At 65.3% G+C, this 15,668-nt stretch carries 11 protein-coding genes and 1 pseudogene; 6 read left to right on the forward strand and 6 right to left on the reverse strand.

All coding sequences use genetic code 11. The annotated features are described in order from the left end of the window. Positions 1-121: 121 nt before the first annotated feature. Complete coding sequence (locus AC5RU7_RS08015; protein ID WP_494051818.1) at positions 122-475, reverse strand: ArsR/SmtB family transcription factor; 354 nt, start codon at positions 473-475, stop codon at positions 122-124. Between the two features lie 362 nt (positions 476-837). Between AC5RU7_RS08015 and AC5RU7_RS08020 the strand changes: the two genes are divergently transcribed. Next, entirely contained in the window at positions 838-1,395 is a 558-nt protein-coding gene (locus AC5RU7_RS08020) for a hypothetical protein (RefSeq protein WP_494051819.1), read from the forward strand. Further along, positions 1,392-4,256 (forward strand): ATP-binding cassette domain-containing protein, encoded by a 2,865-nt coding sequence (locus tag AC5RU7_RS08025; protein WP_494051820.1) that lies wholly within the window; start codon positions 1,392-1,394, stop codon positions 4,254-4,256. Before AC5RU7_RS08020 ends, AC5RU7_RS08025 begins: the two co-directional genes overlap by 4 nt. Here the strand turns inward: AC5RU7_RS08025 and metH are convergent. The 4 genes and pseudogenes from metH to AC5RU7_RS08045 all read right to left on the reverse strand — a co-directional run bounded on the left by metH (position 4,246) and on the right by AC5RU7_RS08045 (position 10,075). After that, positions 4,246-7,893 carry a methionine synthase gene (gene metH, locus AC5RU7_RS08030; RefSeq protein WP_494009564.1) on the reverse strand — a complete coding sequence of 1,216 codons (3,648 nt, stop codon included), beginning with the start codon at positions 7,891-7,893 and terminating at the stop codon, positions 4,246-4,248. The genes AC5RU7_RS08025 and metH overlap by 11 nt on opposite strands. 245 nt (positions 7,894-8,138) lie before the next feature. Next, entirely contained in the window at positions 8,139-8,963 is an 825-nt protein-coding gene (locus tag AC5RU7_RS08035; RefSeq protein ID WP_494051821.1) for an SNIPE associated domain-containing protein, read from the reverse strand. 28 nt (positions 8,964-8,991) lie between these two features. Continuing rightward, positions 8,992-9,600 (reverse strand): annotated as a pseudogene (locus tag AC5RU7_RS08040) (ABC transporter ATP-binding protein); the annotation flags it as partial. A 244-nt stretch (positions 9,601-9,844) separates the two neighbouring features. Beyond that, positions 9,845-10,075, reverse strand: coding sequence for a cupin domain-containing protein (locus AC5RU7_RS08045; protein WP_494009566.1), 231 nt, complete (start codon positions 10,073-10,075; stop codon positions 9,845-9,847). 323 nt (positions 10,076-10,398) lie between these two features. On the opposite strand from AC5RU7_RS08045, the gene AC5RU7_RS08050 reads away from it, so the two are divergent. Beyond that, complete coding sequence (locus AC5RU7_RS08050; protein ID WP_494009567.1) at positions 10,399-11,322, forward strand: ABC transporter substrate-binding protein; 924 nt, start codon at positions 10,399-10,401, stop codon at positions 11,320-11,322. 168 nt (positions 11,323-11,490) lie between these two features. Beyond that, positions 11,491-12,165, forward strand: a complete 675-nt coding sequence (locus AC5RU7_RS08055; RefSeq protein ID WP_494009568.1) for a GntR family transcriptional regulator — start codon at positions 11,491-11,493, stop codon at positions 12,163-12,165. Positions 12,166-12,224: 59 nt separating this feature from the next. On the opposite strand, the gene AC5RU7_RS08060 is transcribed toward AC5RU7_RS08055, so the two are convergent. Then, positions 12,225-12,899: an HAD family hydrolase gene (locus AC5RU7_RS08060; protein ID WP_494051822.1), complete on the reverse strand. Its 675-nt coding sequence runs from the start codon at positions 12,897-12,899 to the stop codon at positions 12,225-12,227. Positions 12,900-13,153: 254 nt separating this feature from the next. Here AC5RU7_RS08060 and AC5RU7_RS08065 point away from each other — a divergent pair, with 254 nt between their 5' ends. Together AC5RU7_RS08065 and AC5RU7_RS08070 are read left to right on the forward strand one after the other, a co-directional pair. Next, positions 13,154-14,212, forward strand: coding sequence for a phosphotransferase (locus tag AC5RU7_RS08065; protein WP_494051823.1), 1,059 nt, complete (start codon positions 13,154-13,156; stop codon positions 14,210-14,212). A gap of 30 nt (positions 14,213-14,242) precedes the next feature. Then, entirely contained in the window at positions 14,243-15,604 is a 1,362-nt protein-coding gene (locus tag AC5RU7_RS08070; RefSeq protein ID WP_494051824.1) for an aspartate aminotransferase family protein, read from the forward strand. Positions 15,605-15,668 lie beyond the last annotated feature (64 nt).

Consider the following 15,668-nt stretch of genomic DNA (forward strand, 5'->3'; position numbering starts at 1 on the left):
ATCAGAATTTTGCTCCCCTCCAAACCATAAGTCAACAGACCGCAAGACGAGGTTCTGACTGACTCTCACGGGGACTGCTATCCGGGGCAAAAGTCTGAAAGCGCGTGAGCCAGGGAGCCAGTCAATCACCTTCAGACTCGACTGCGAGGCGGGTGCCGGTGTAGATCAGGACTTCCTCAATCAGCCGGTTCAGGTGTCGGTCTTGAATGGAGTAGATAACATTGCGACCGACTTTGCGGGCATCGATAAAGCCGCTCCGGCGCAGCTTAGCCAGATGCTGGCTCACAGTGGTTCGGCCGGCTCCGGTGGCCTCGATCAGCTCCGAGACCGTGGCCGGTCCGGCGGTCAGCGCCAAGAGCAGCTGCAGCCGCGTTGGTTCGGCGAGCATCCGCAGTGTGTCGGAGGCCATCTCGACCCGTCGCCGGTCCTGTCCGACCGGGTGCCGGACGCCTACTGCCCGCGTCGGTTCGGTCATAGCGCGCTTGCTTTCATCAACTGGACAAAGGCAGCTGGCTCGGCTGCGACCAGCCGTTGCTGCTGCCGATGCCATTATCGCAAGATTGCGTCCTACCTGCAGAGGGCAGTTTTATCAATGCGACCTTCCGCCTACCTGTGGGACGGTCTTCGCCTTCCGGTTCTTGCCGGTGGGACGGGGAGGAGCAGGTACAGACATCACGGTATGAGCCAGGAAGCCGCACGTTCCGGCGGACGACGGCGGAACCTCCCGCCGTCGTCGGTGCTGTTCCGCGTGGGGCGTCCCGCCGGCTGTCGTGAAGCCTGGCGTCACACAACGTGGCGGCATCCCGATCCTGACTGGCCACGCCCTACCCTTATCAGGTGACTTTGACTAACATCCGCACCGCCGCCGCGAGCTCCCTCGCCGCCGCAGGTCTCCTGTTTTCCCTCGCCGCCTGTTCAGCACCGGCCGCCACCCAGCCCGCCGCCTCCGCACCGGCCACCACCGCCGCGGCGTCGTCCGCCGCAGCCTCCGGGGACTGCGACGGCGTGCAGGTCATCGTGGATTCCGGCGCCCTGAAGCAGGATGCCGCCGACACCTCCACGTGCGTGTCCGCCACCGAGCCCACCGTGGCATCTGAAATTCTCGCCGAGGCAGACATCAAAACCGAGGGCACCGAGCAGTACCCCACCGAGCTGGTCTGCCGGGTGAACGGCGTGCCCGCCGCGGACCTCGACATCACCCACAAGGGCGGCACGTACCGCGAAGAATGCAAGGGCATGCCCGCCGCCTTCGCCTACTGGTCCCTCTGGGTCAAGCCGGCCGACGGTGAGTGGGCCTACGCCCAGGAAGGCCTCGCCACCCTGAAGGTGAGCCCCGGCGAGAGCCTGGAACTGCTCTACACGGTCGACGGCGAACCGGCCGCGCCCAAGGCATGACCTTCCGACCCGCGCCGCTACGTGTTGGGGTGGCCCTGGCCGCCATCTTCATCGCGGCGCGGGTCATCTACCGCGTCCTCTTCAACGGCGCCAGCAGGGGCGCCCCGGTCCTGCTCGACCTGCCGCCGGTGCGGCTGCCCGCGCCGTACGCGCATGTGGTGCTCTTCGGCCCGGTCACGGGATCCGGCCTGTGGGAGGCGGTCCTGTCCGCCCTGCCGATTGCCGGCATCATCCTGGGCTTTGGCATCCTCAACTCCTTTGTGGACGTTGCCCGCGGCTTCGTCCACCTGGCCCGCGGCGGCCCCATGCAGGGCATCGCCCGGATGCTTGTGGTGGCGTGGGCTGCGCTACCGGCCCTCGCCGACGCCGTGCACTCCGTCCGCCTGGCGTTCCGGTTGCGGGGCGAACGCTTCGGGCCCCGCGCCCTTGTTCCTGTCCTTGAGCGCACCCTCGAACACGCCGGCGGGGTTGCCGCCGCCCTGGAGCTCCGCGGGTTTGGCAGCCGGGCGTCCCACCAGCCCGCACGCGGCGGCGCAGAACCCGTCCTGATCCGGGACGCGCACTTCCGCATCGGTGACGCGCAGGTGCACGTCTGCGAATTCGCGCCGCCGCCCGGGTCCATCGCTGTGATCACCGGGCCCACGGGTTCGGGGAAGTCCACCATCCTCCGCGGCATCGCCGGGCTCCTTTCCCATGTCGACGGCGGCGCTATCGCCGGCACCGTGCGCGTGGCCGGGGCAGACCGCGCCGCCACTCCCCCGCGCGACACCGCACGCCTGGTCGGCGTCGTCCTGCAGAACCCCCGCGCCGCCTTTGCCAGCACCAGGGTCCGGGACGAAATCTCCCTCGCTCTTGAGCTGCGCGGCGTGCCGTCCGACGCGTCGAAGGCACGGGTGCTGGAGGTGGCGGAGAGCGTCGGGGTGACCGCGCTGCTGGACCGCAACCTCAGCACCCTCTCGGCGGGTGAGGCGACGCTCGTGGCCATCGCTGCCGCCGTCGTCGAACATCCCGCCCTGCTCCTGGTGGACGAGCCCCTGGCCGACCTCGACACCGCAGCACGCGCACGCGTCACCGCCGTGCTGCACGCCCTCGCCCGCGACGCCGGTGTCTGCGTCATCGTCGCGGAGCACCGCGCGGAGCCGCTCGTGCCCGTCGCCGACTCCTGGTGGACCATCGACGACGGCGCATTGATCCCAACTGCAGGGGTTCCGGGTGCCGCGCCGTCCGCCTTCCCGCGGGCTGCTGAAGTCCTTCCGTCCCAGGCCGAGCCTGCGCAGGAAACCCCCGTGCTGGCGGCGGTGAACTTCGCGGTGCGCCGCAAGGGCCAGCCGCTGGTGCGCGACGCGTCCCTGACCCTGCACCGCGGCGAAGTGGTGGCCCTGGTGGGGCCGAACGGTGCAGGGAAGTCGTCCCTGCTGGTGGCGCTCGCCCTGCGTGACGGCAAGGCGGGTGACGGTATCAGCGGGAACATCACGTCCGGCGGCGGCCGGGTGGCCCTGGTGCCGGACGCCTCGGACGACCTCTTCACCCGGGACACCGTTGCCGGCGAGCTCGGCGCGGCAGAGCGCAGGCTTGCGCGCCGAAAGAACGGCGCCCATCCCGCGTCCGGCTTTGCGGCGTCCCACCTTGCCCGGCTGCGGGGAGACGTGGCAATCCCCATCGGGGACGAGCATCCCCGGGATCTTTCAGCTGGCGAGCGCCGGATCCTGGCCATCGCGCTGCAGACCATGAACGATCCGCAGGTTCTCCTGATCGACGAACCCACCCGGGGGCTGGATCCGGCGGCGCGCACGGCGGTCGCTGCGGCGCTTCAGGCGGCAGCGGAGGCGGGCGCGGCCGTCCTGATCGCCACCCACGACCACGATTTCGCACAGCGTCTCGGCGCCCGGATCCTGCCTATGCGTGACGGCGTCGCGCCTTCAGTGGAAGCGGCCCCGGCTAAAGCCGTCAGCGCTGCCCCGGCACCCGTTGCGGCACCACAGTTCACAGGCAGGCGGGCAGATCTTCCCGGTGCTGTGAAACCGCGCCGCATCCGGCTGCCGCGCGCCGTCGAGCTTCCGGTCCTCGCGGCCGCTAACCTGCTGGCCCTCGGCGCCTTCTGCTGGCCGTTGCTCGCCACGGCCCTCCCGCAGGATGCCGCCGCGGCCGTCCCGTACGCGGCGCTGGCCATCGCGCCGCTCGCCGCCGTCGCCGTCGTCCTATCCCTCGACGGGTCCGTCCGTTCGGCACACATGGTGGCGCTGCTCGGCGTCCTGGCAGCCGTCGGTTCCGCGGTCCGGGTGGCCAGCACCGGCGTCGGGGGCGTTGAGGCAGTCTTTATCCTGCTGATCCTGGCCGGCCGCGCGTTCGGTGCCCGCTTCGGCCTCCTGCTGGGCGCCGCCACCATCGCCGTCTCCAGCGTGCTGTGGGGCGGGATCGGGCCGTGGACGCCGTTCCAGATCTTCGCCTGCGCGTGGGTGGGTGCCGGGGCCGGCCTGCTCCCCCGGCGGGTGCGCGGTAAGGCGGAGCTGTGGATGCTGTGCGGCTACGGCGCGGTGGCGTCCTACTTGTTCGGCCTGCTGACCAACCTGTGGTTCTGGCCCTTCGCCGTCGGCGCCGGCACGGGCATCTCGTACCAGCCGGGGGCGCCGCTCGGCACCAACCTGTCCAGCTTCCTGCTGTACTCGCTGGTCACGTCGACGGCGGGCTGGGACACCCTGCGCGCGGTCACCACGATCATCGGCATAACGGTGATCGGACGGGCCGTGCTCGCCGCGTTCCGGCGGGTGAAGCCGGTCGCCGGCCCGGACGGAAGCCTGGAACGGCGGTCCGCCCAGGCCCAGTCCGCAAAGGCCGGCGACCGGCACCAGCTCACACCTTGAAGTACTTCGCCTCCGGGTGGTGGAACACGAACGCGTCCGTGGACTGCTCGGGGTGCAGCATCAGCTCGTCGCTGAGGACCACGCCCATGCGCTCGGGCTTCAGGAGCTCCGTCACCTTGCGGCGGTCCTCCATGTCCGGGCACGCGGGGTAGCCGAGCGAGAACCGGGCGCCCCGGTAGTCGAGCTTGAAATACCCAGCCGTGTCCTTCGGTTCCTCGGCGGCGAAACCAAGCTCCTTGCGGATACGGGCGTGCCAGAACTCGGCCAGTGCCTCGGTGAGCTGCATGACCAGGCCGTTGAGCTCGTAGTAGTCGCGGTAGTGGTTGCCGGCGAACATCTCGGCGGTGAACTCGTCGATCTTCGAGCCGGCGGTGACCAGCTGCACGGGCAGCACGTCGATCTGGCCTGACTCGCGGGACTTTACGAAGTCGGCGAGGCACAGGTGCCGGTCGCGGCGCTGGCGCGGGAAGTCGAAGCGCAGCCGGTCGGTGCCGATGGGGCCGCCTGAACCGCCGTCGGGGGCGAGCAGGCCCGGGGTGCCGAGGACGCCGTCGCGGTCTTCACCGTGGTGCAGCACTACCACCTGTTCCCCTTCGGAAACGACGGGGAAGTAGCCGTAGGCGACGGAGGCGTCCAGCATGCCCTCGGCGAGGATGCGGTCCAGCCAGTAGCGCAGGCGCGGCCGGCCCTCACGTTCCACCAGTTCCTCGTAGGAGGCGCCGTCCTCGCCGCGGCCCGGCTTGAGGCCCCACTGGCCCATGAAGGTGGCCCGCTCGTCCAGGAACGCGGCGAAGTCGTGGAGCGCCACGCCGCGCACGATGCGGGTGCCCCAGAACGGCGGGGCGGGCACGGGATTGTCGGCGGCGACGTCGGACCGGCCGGGCATGGCCTCCGGCTCAGTCACCGTGAACTTGGCACCGCCCTTATGGATGCGCTTCTTCAGCGGCGGCAGGCCGACGTCGTCCGGCGACTCGCCGCGGGCAACGCGCACCAGCGGTTCCATGAGGGCCAGGCCCTCGAAGGCGTCCTTGGCGTACCGGACCGTACCGTCAAACTGCTCCGCCAGGTCCTGCTCCACGTAGGCGCGGGTCAAGGCCGCGCCGCCGAGGATCACGGGCCACTTCTTGGCCAGGCCGCGGGACTGCAGCTCGGCGAGGTTTTCCTTCATCACCACGGTGGACTTCACCAGCAGCCCGGACATGCCGATCACGTCGGCGTCGTGTTCCTCGGCCGCGGCGATGATCTCGGCGATGCCCTGCTTGATGCCGATGTTGACTACCTTGTAGCCGTTGTTGGTGAGGATGATGTCCACCAGGTTCTTGCCGATATCGTGCACGTCGCCGCGCACGGTGGCGATCACCATGGTGCCCTTGCCGGAGGAGTCGGACTTCTCCATGTGCGGCTCGAGCAGGGCCACGGCGTTCTTCATCACCTCGGCGGACTGCAGCACGAACGGCAGCTGCATTTCGCCGGCGCCGAAGCGTTCGCCCACCACCTTCATGCCCTCGAGCAGGTGGTCGTTGATGATGCCGAGCGGGGTCAGCCCCTCGCTGCGGGCCAGGTCCAGGTCCTCCTCGAGGCCCTTGCCTTCGCCGTCGATGATGCGCCGTTCCAGGCGCGCGCCCGTGGGCAGCGCCGCGAGTTCGGCGGCGCGCTGGTCCTTGAGCGCTGCGGTGTCCACGCCGGCGAACATGTCGAGCATGATGGCGAGGGGGTCGTAAGTGGTGTTGCCGTCGGCGTCGTATTCGCGGCGGTCCCAGACCAGGTCCAGGGCCACCTTGCGCTGGTCTTCCGGGATCGAGGCGAGCGGGACGATCTTGGCGGCGTCGATGATGCCACTGGTCAGACCCGCTTCAGTGGCCTCGTGCAGGAACACGGAGTTCAGGACGATGCGCGCGGCCGGGTTCAGGCCGAAGGAGACGTTGGAGACGCCCAGGGTGGTGTTGATGCCGGGGTACTTGGCGGTGATCTGGCGGATGGCCTCGATGGTTTCGATGCCGTCCCGGCGGGTTTCTTCCTGGCCGGTGGCGACTGGGAAGGTCAGGGCGTCCACGATGATGTCCTCGACGCGCATTCCCCATTCACCCACCAGGGCGTCGACGAGGCGGGAGGCAATGGCCACCTTGCCGTCGGTGGTGCGGGCCTGGCCCTGTTCGTCGATGGTCAGGGCGATAACAGCGGTGCCGTGTTCCTTGACCAGCGGCATGATGCGGGCGAAGCGGCTGTTGGGTCCGTCGCCGTCCTCGTAGTTGACGGAGTTGACCACCGGTCGGCCGCCGATGAGTTCCAGGCCGGCCTGCAGGACGGGCGGTTCGGTGGAGTCGATGACGAGCGGGAGGGTGGAGGCCGACGCGAAACGGGAGACGATCTCCTTGACGTCCGCGACGCCGTCGCGCCCCACGTAGTCCACGCAGACGTCCAGCAGGTGCGCGCCGACGCGGATCTGCTCGCGGGCGATGTCCACACAGTCGTCCCAGCGCTCTTCGAGCATGGCCTGGCGGAAGGCCTTGGAGCCATTGGCGTTGGTGCGCTCACCGATGGCTAGGTAGGCGGATTCCTGGTCGAAGTTCACGTGCTGGTAGAGGGAGGCGATGCCGGCCTCGCGCTCGGTGGGCACGCGGGCGGGCTGCGTCTTGCCGCTGCCGGCTTTCGTCGCCTGGGCGCGGAAGGGGGCAAGGCGTTCGACGACGGCGGCCATATGTTCCGGCGTCGTACCGCAGCAGCCGCCCACCAGGCCCAGGCCGAATTCGCGGACGAACTGCTCGTGCGCGGTGGCGAGTTCGGTGGGTGAGAGCGGATAGTGCGCGCCGTTGGCGCCGAGGACGGGCAGGCCGGCGTTGGGCATGCATGCGATGGCGACGGAGGACTGCTTGGAGAGGTGGCGGAGGTGCTCGCTCATCTCATCCGGGCCGGTGGCGCAGTTCAGGCCGATGGCGTCGACGCCGAGCGGCTCGAGCGCGGTGAGCGCGGCGCCGATTTCGGAGCCCATGAGCATGGTGCCGGTGGTCTCGACAGTTACTTCGACGAAGATGGGGAGCCGGACGCCGCGGGAGACGATGGCCTGCTTGCAGCCGTTGACCGCGGCCTTGGTCTGCAGGAGGTCCTGGCTGGTTTCGATGAGGAACGCGTCCGCGCCGCCGTCGATGAGGCCCTCGGCCTGCAGTGCGAAGGTCTGCTTGAGGTAGTCGTAGCTGGTGTGGCCAAGGCTGGGGAGCTTGGTGCCCGGACCCATGGAGCCGAGGACCCAGCGCATCCGGCCGTCTGTTGCTTCGGCCGCTTCGGCGCGTTCGCGGGCGATCTTGGCGCCCTTGAGGGCGAGCTCGGCGATGCGGTCGTCGATGCCGTAGTCGGAGAGGTTGGACCAGTTGGCGCCGAAGGTGTTGGTTTCCACGGCGTCGATGCCGGTGGCGAAGTAGGCGTCGTGGATGTCGGCGATGACGTCCGGCCGGGTGTCGTTGAGGATCTCGTTGCAGCCTTCCAGGTTCTGGAAGTCTGTTTCGAGGGTGAGGTCCCGGCCCTGCAGCATGGTGCCCATGGCGCCGTCGGCAATGACCACGCTGTGGTTCACGGCGTCCAGGAGTTCCTGCGCGCGGGCAGGGCGGGGCACGGATTCGATGTCGAGCGCAAAACGGGGCATCAAACAAGGTTACGCGGGGAGGCCAAGTACATTGCTTAGTGTTTCTGTGTGCTACGTCGGGATGGTTGCATCGAACTGATCGTCGTGCGGGCTCAGAGCGGATGGCGAACTGCAGCGTGATGCCATCGGGGATGGCCGCGTAACTTCTCTCTAATGGACCAAGAGTGTGCGTCTCTCAGATAGTGGAGCGAACGACGTCGGAACTTCCCGCCGTAGTCCGCTCCACTTCACTGCCGCAGGTGGTGTTAGACGGCGGCCGGTATTAGCCCTGCCTCGCGCAGGTCTTGGGATGCGGCGAACTCCTCGGCGGGTGCGTTCTCGTGGTATTCCACCAGTTCCACGTGATGCTCCACCAAGGCGTCTTTCACGTCGGAAGGGGACGCGTAAGAGTACTCACGGCGCAGATTTACCAAGTTCACTCTCTGGCCAGCAAAATGCTGGTGGAGCATCGTTTCAATGCCCACAGCGTCCTTGGAGAAGAACAGGGCGTGGACGTCAAAGAGGAACGGGACCGAGGCATCGCCAAGTTCGCGCACTCGTTCCATGGGGTTGAGGCGGCGGGTCATTCCAATCTTGACTACCCCTTCACCGAATGCGCCTAGGTTAGAGATGACGTAGACATACCCAGCGCGAGTGTTGAGCGCGTTGTCCTCTGCGTCGGCGAGCTTTGCTTCTGCGTCCTCGAGCTGCTCCTGGACACGCTGGACACCTTCAAGGTCTCCCGCGGCCTGGAGCTGCATGAGAACGTTGGCATAGTGGTCGACCTCCTTCTGCTGCTTGGCCTTTAGCGCTTCCCACTCTCGCTGCGCCTTGGCAGCCTCCCTGGCTTCGGCTCTCGCCTCGGCTTCCATCTGCTTCTGAATTGCCACGGCTTCCAGGTGCCGTGCCGCGAGTTCAAGTTCCTTCTCGCGCAATGAGTGGAAGGCGTTGGTTATTTGCAGACCTATCACTGTGCCCCGCTTTGCGATCTGCTCCCGCGCTTTCTCGAGGCGGGCTGCTGCAGTGTGAAGGTTTCCGGCTTTCACGGTCTTTACACAGTTCTCGGCCTCAGCGTTGTAGGCACGAAGCAACAGGGCAGAAAGGTCGCGAACGAACTTGCTACCCTGCGGCCAGCAATAAAGCGTGCGTCCCCTGTTCCACGATCTGGCCGGCCTCCATCGCCAAGATGAGGTCGGCGTCGCGGATGGTGGACAGGCGGTGGGCAATGACGAAAGAAGTACGGTCGGACCGCAGCGCACTCATCGCCTTCTGCACCAGCACCTCCGTACGGGTGTCCACGGAAGACGTGGCCTCATCCAGGATCAGCACCGACGGCCGGGCCAGGAAAGCCCGCGCAATCGTCAGCAGCTGCTTCTCCCCCGCGGGTTCGCGCCCTCGTCATCCAGCACGGTGTCGTACCCGTCCGGCAGTGAGCGCACGAACCGGTCCACATACGTCGCGCGTGCGGCTTCGAGAATTTCAAATTCGGAAGCACCTGGCCGGCCGTAGGCGATGTTGTACCGGATGGTCCCGCCGAACAGCCACCTGCAGCACCATCCCCAGCCGCGAGCGCAGCTCTCGCCGCGGCACCGAGGTGACGTCCACGCCGTCGAGCGTTATCCGTCCCGCATCCAGCTCGTAGAACCGCATCATCAGGTTCACCAGCCTGGTCTTGTCCGCCCCGGTGGTCCCCACAATGGCCGCCGCCTGCCCCGGCTCCCCCACCAACCGGACTGCAGCACGTTGGCCATGGCCCCACGCGCCAGCGGCATGTTGAACTGCCGCGTGATGAACGCCGGGACATCGCCCCGGACGTTAACGGCAGCCGAGCTTGGGAATGCTGCTGTCCAGGAAACTGGAGTCCGCGTTGGGCAGGGCGAGACACAGAAAGGCGGGCATGGGCAGCAACTGCTGCACCATGCCCTCCGTTCTCAGGTTTGACGTTTACTGTTCGGCGGCTGCCGGGACGTTCTTAACAAACCCACATCTTGCGGACAGTCTCGCGGATGGTCCAGTGACCCTCCCAGCCGGCGGGAGTCACGAAGAGGGTACCGGGGCCGACCTCAAAGCTGCTGCCGTCCGGTTCAGCGATGGTTCCGCTCCCGCTGAGGATTTGGCAGATCTCGTCGTAGCCAGGCCAGTGCTCTTGACTTCGCCCGAGGTAACCTCCCAGATCCCCGTCCTGAGATCCTCCCTGGCCCACATTTGGTGGGAAACTTCCGTCCGGCCGGGAGACGACTGAGCTCTGTAGAGGACTATCCGGCAGCGCTTCTACCAATGCATATTCCCAACCTCCGAGGCCTCGGATACATGCGACATCCCCCGTAGCTCAACTGTTCTACTGTTGACAACCGTCGCCCGGCGGAGTTTTATTGGTGTCTGGAACGAGAGCTGAATCACACCTTCGCTGCTGCGCCGGCGGTTAGCAGCCCTCGTGGTGCCGCATCGATACCCGAGCGGCAGGCATGGATAGAACTGCATTCTCAGTAGGCACTTGCCGCTGAGCCCACTGAAGGGAAGCACATAATGGGCAGAAAAAAGATCCAGACGGTGGCCGCCGGACTAGCAGTCCTGCTGGCCCTGAGCGCTTGTGGCGGCGCGGCCACGGGCACCGAGGCAACTGACGTTCCCAAGACGCAAAACACCCGTGACATCTCAGAAGGTGTCCAGCCGGATGCGGAGGCAGTTGCCCTGCTCCCCGAGTCCTACAAAGCCAAGGGCGAGCTTACGGTCGCGATGGATCTGAGTTCCCCGCCCATGACGTTCCTCGCCGAGGACAATTTGACGCCCATTGGCGTGAACCCTGACCTGGCCCGCCTGGTGGCAAAGAAGCTGGGGCTGAAGCTGAAGTTCGAAAACACGGCCTTCGATACGATCATCCCCGGCATCGACGGCGGCCGTTTCGACTTCACAGCGACCACCATGTCCGCCACGGAAGAGCGCCTGAAGGTCATGGACATGATCAACTACCTCAAGGGCGGCTCGGCCGTGGCGGTAACGAAGGGCAACCCGCTCAACCTGACCAACGACACCCTCTGCGGCAGGAACATCGGCGTGACCAAGGGTTCCACGCAGCAACTCAAGCACCTGCCCAACGTCTCCAAGTGGACCTGTGAGGAAAAGGGGCAGCCCGCAATCAACGCAATCACCCTGCCCAACGTCCAGGAGGCTCTGACACAGCTGGACTCCAAGCGGATCGACGGCGTCTTCTACGACGCCAGCGGCCTGGCCTGGGCGGACGCCCAGCAGCCGGACCATTTCTCCATCCTGGAGCCCAGGATGGATACCCGGACGAATACCAATGTTGCCATGGGGCTGAAGAAGGGATCACCGTTGACGCCGGCCCTGCAGGCAGCCATCCAGTCGGTTCTCGAGAGCCCGGAGTACAAGGAATCCCTCGAGTACTGGGGCCTGGCCGAATCGGCTATTTCAGAAGCAGCAATCCGCTAACGGCTGCGTGCCACCCTAAAGCGGGACGGGTCCGGAGTTGAAGCCTCGGCTTTGGCTCCGGACCCGTTCGCGCATGCGGGGCATTGGCCCTGGCGGGCAACGGCCAGAGAAACTACCGAAAAGATGGTCCACTGCCCTACAGTTGACCACGACTGTAGGATGAAACGCATGGTTGAGCAGATCAAGATAGTGCACTCGTCCACCGTGCAACAGGTTGCGGACGGGCTCACAGCCATGATCCTCAGCGGAGGGCTCAAGCCCGGTGAGCGCCTCCGGGAGAGCCTCCTTGCGGAGAACCTCGGCCTTTCCAGGAATACGGTCCGCGAGGCGGTCCGCATCGTCCAGGCAGGCGGCCTCATCCGCCACCGGGCAAACCAGGGAGCCATCGTCTGGGACCCCACCGACGCGGAAATCATGGACGTCTATAACGCGCGGTATCATCTGGAAACCACTGCCGCGCGGAGCATCTCCGAAAGCACCTCCCTCGATGAGGTTCACGCCGCCATGGAGGAGTTCCGGGCAGTGTTGAAAACTGGCGATCCCTTCAAGATTGTCGAAAAGGACCTTGCGGTCCACAGCGCCATCGTGGGAATCCTCGGAAGCCAGAAGTTGAGGACGTTCTATCAGCAGCTGGTGACCGAGCTGCGGTACTTCATGTTCGTGCTTTCGATTGAGCACCACGAATACGAGGACCCGGACGCGCTCGAGGCCGAGCACCAGAACATCGTGGACGCTCTTGACTCCCGTGACCCCGTCCTGGCGGAAAAGGTCATCTCGGACACGATCATCCAGTACCGCGAATCGATCCGCGACGTTATCGCCAAGAGGCACTCAACGACGTAAAAGTAAAGACCGCGGCCTTGGGGCCGCGGTCTTTACTTTTCTGTCCAGGTCGGCTGGAACTAGAGGCCGAGATGCTGGTTGATCTCGTCCAGGGACTTTACCGTGTTGTAGTCGTAGCCGCCGGTAATGGGGTCGTAGCCACGGTCCAGCACCCAGAGGTTGCGGAAGCCCATATCGTGCATCGGATGCATGTCGTAGCGGGTGTGCGAGGCGATGTGCAGGAAGTCCTCCGGCTTTGCGTTCAAGGTGTCCAGCATGTATTCGAACGCCTGGTAGCGCGGTTTGTACGCCTGCGCCTGCTCAGCAGTCAGCACCGCATAGAAGTTAGCGCCCAGCTTGGGGATGCTGATGTCCAGGAAGCTGTCGTCCGCATTGGACAGGGCAACCAGCTTGTAGTTGTCGCCCATGAGCTTCAATGGAGCCGGTACGTCATCATGGGCACCAAAGCCGCGGACGGTCTCAGCGAACTCCGCGCCGGCGCCGGGAGTGGGGCCAATGCCGAAGAACCTGCAAACGCGGTCAAAGGAATTCTGGAGGATCTCCTCGTAGGGCTTGTAGTCACCGAGGACCTCGTCGAAGCGGTATCCGCGGAAAACCTTCTTGAACGCCGGCCACTGCTCTTCCGGCAGCCTGCCCGCGAGCAGGCGGCGGGTAGTGGAATCCGTGTCCCAGTTGATCAGCGTGCCGTAGATATCGAAGGAGATGTACTTCGGCCGGGAGTTGTTGTCAGCCATGGTTTGTCCGTTCGTTGAGGTGTAGGCGGCCCTGCACAGGGCGGATGAATGGTGATCACTACGGTCCTCCAAGGGAGTCCGCTCATAGAACGACTTTAAAACTCCACAAGCAAAATTGTCAACAGTTGAACAGTAGACCTGCCGGGCATTTCATTGCGCAGGCGGGGTGCGCGGTGTCATACTCTGTAGAACTGTTGAACAGCAGAGCACCGAGCATGTCGAATCTATTCACCAAGCGACAGGAGCCCAGAGCCATGGACGTCCGAACCGACTCCGATTTTTTTAATGCCGTGGTTGCAGAAAGCGGGCTCCTGACAGAGCAGTCGCAGCTCACTGACTCGACTGTGAAGCGACTCCTTGAGCGTTTCTACGGCCTGCAGGGGAAGCTGGTACGGATTCCCACGGAAAAGGACGAGACGTTCCGCCTTCAAGGCGGAGAAGAGGCCTTTCTGGTGAAGGTTTCCTCACCTGAAGAGGATCCAGGGATTGTCCAACTGCAGACGGCGTGCATGGTTCACCTGGAGCGGACCGCTCCCGGGTTGCCGGTCCAGCGCCTTGTCAGGAGCCTTGGTGGAGCCGCGGAAGTCCTCATCCCGGCGCCTACTGGCCCCTTCGACAGGGTGCTTCGGGTGATGCGCTTCATGCCGGGAGAGTTGCTGGCCAAGCACGACGCGTCCGCTGGCCATCTTCAGCTGGTTGGCTCAAGCCTGGCAAGCGTTGGCCTCGCCTTGCAGGACTTCGACCATCCGCGGGCGGACCGTCTGCTCCTTTGGGACCTCAAGCACTTTCATAGGATGCGGTCGCTACTTGGCTACGTTGATGACAAGGAAAAGCGCTCCCTGGCCGAGGGCATTTTCGACCAGTTCGATGCAGAAGTAGTTCCACTACTGGATACCCTTCCCTCGCAGGTTGTCCATGGGGATTTCAGTCCGTTTAATGTCCTCGTCAACCCCAATAGCCCGGCCTACGTGACGGGGATTATCGATTTCGGCGACGTGGTCCGAACTCCCGTGATCTTCGACGTCAGCGTGACCATGGCCAATTTGTTGGGGGCAGACCCCGAAAGCCCCTGGGAGCGCGCACTGTCCGTCCTGGACGGATACCAAAGCGTCAACCCGCTGCCGGGACAGGAGTTTGAAGCCCTGGTGGTCTCGGCCCAGGCCCGCCTCCTGCTGCGGGCACTGATTACGCAGTGGCGGGCCAGACACCTGCCCCAAAGGCGCGATTATCTCCTCTCCCACTCGAAACCGGATTGGGACCGGCTCGCCGCCACAGCCGCAGCCCCTGCACCAAACTGCCCTTTCACACCCTGAGTCAGACACCCAAGCCGTCAAGGAGAAATGATGAGCAATACCGTCCAAAGCATCCGCAAGCCTTCCAAGGCCATGGTCAACGGATTTGACCCCAACCGCACCGATGAGCTCCCGGATCAGATCCGGAAGAACATCCGGCGACGGGACCAGAGCCTCGGACCCGGATACCGGCTCTTCTACGACACTCCCCTGGAAGTGGTCCGCGGCAAGGGCGTCACACTCTTTGACCGGGACGGAAACGAATACCTGGACGTATACAACAACGTCCCCTCGGTGGGCCACTGCCACCCGAAGGTCATCGCGGCTGTCCACGAACAGATGCAGACCCTGAACACCAACACCCGTTACGTCCAGGAATCCATCCTTGATTACTCCGAGGACCTCCTGTCCACGTTTCCCGCCGGGCTTGGCCATGTCATGTTCACCTGCACCGGGTCCGAGGCCAATGACCTCGCCATGCGCGTGGCAAAATACGCCACCGGAAACCAGGGCATCATCGTCACCTCCGGCGCGTACCACGGCCTGACAGCGGAGGTCGCGTCCTTCTCGCCGTCCTTGGGTATCGGCGTGCCCCTTGGCGCAAACGTACGCGTCATCGACGCCCCGGACGCCCTGCGATACTCATCGGATCAGGTCTCCCTCGAGGACCACCTCCGGAACCAGGTGCGTGCAGCCATCGCCGATCTCCACCGGCACGGCATTGGACTGGCGGCCTTCATCGCCGACAGCATCTTCTCCTCCGACGGCGTCTTCGCGGGCCCGGCAGGCTTCCTGCGCCCGATCATCGAAGAGGTTCACGCCGCCGGCGGCCTGTACATCGCCGATGAAGTACAGCCAGGCTTTGGCCGGACGGGCCAGGACTGGTGGGGCTTCCAACGCCACGCAATCGTTCCGGACATCGTCACCATCGGCAAACCCATGGGCAACGGCATTCCCGTCGCTGCGGCCATCTTCAAACCCGAACTGCTCGTGGAGTTCGGCAGGAACATCCGCTACTTCAACACATTCGGCGGCAACTCTGTAGCCATCGCAGCCGCCCAGGCCGTCCTGAACGTGATCCGCGAGGAATCCCTGATCGACAACGCCTTGAAGGTGGGCGAGAAGATCATCACCGGGTTGAAGGACCTCGCCCAGGGCCTGGACCAGGTGGCAGAAGTCCGCGGAAGCGGCTTCTTTATCGGCGTTGACCTCGTCACTGACCGGTCCTCACTCACACCCGACGGGGACGCCGCCGCGGGCATCGTGAACGCCCTCCGCGAGGATCGGATCCTCATCTCCGCCTGCGGAGCCCAAGGAAACGTCCTGAAACTCCGGCCGCCAATGCCCTTCTCCAGCAACGACGCCGACCGCCTCCTGGATGGAATCGGCCGCGCTTTCAAGGCGCTGCGGTAGACGCAAGTTCCGGAAAGCACATGACATCCTGGCGTCGATGCCACCGCGGGGGTGCCGCCCATCA

Source organism: Arthrobacter sp. K410C (genome assembly GCF_059090105.1).

Coding starts and splice junctions, on each gene's coding strand:
- metH (WP_494009564.1), bottom strand. CDS start 7,893: ATGCCCCGTTTTGCGCTCGACATCGAATCCGTGCCCCGCCCTGCCCGC.
- AC5RU7_RS08065 (WP_494051823.1), top strand. CDS start 13,154: ATGGACGTCCGAACCGACTCCGATTTTTTTAATGCCGTGGTTGCAGAA.
- AC5RU7_RS08050 (WP_494009567.1), top strand. CDS start 10,399: ATGGGCAGAAAAAAGATCCAGACGGTGGCCGCCGGACTAGCAGTCCTG.
- AC5RU7_RS08070 (WP_494051824.1), top strand. CDS start 14,243: ATGAGCAATACCGTCCAAAGCATCCGCAAGCCTTCCAAGGCCATGGTC.
- AC5RU7_RS08060 (WP_494051822.1), bottom strand. CDS start 12,899: ATGGCTGACAACAACTCCCGGCCGAAGTACATCTCCTTCGATATCTAC.
- AC5RU7_RS08025 (WP_494051820.1), top strand. CDS start 1,392: ATGACCTTCCGACCCGCGCCGCTACGTGTTGGGGTGGCCCTGGCCGCC.
- AC5RU7_RS08015 (WP_494051818.1), bottom strand. CDS start 475: ATGACCGAACCGACGCGGGCAGTAGGCGTCCGGCACCCGGTCGGACAG.
- AC5RU7_RS08055 (WP_494009568.1), top strand. CDS start 11,491: ATGGTTGAGCAGATCAAGATAGTGCACTCGTCCACCGTGCAACAGGTT.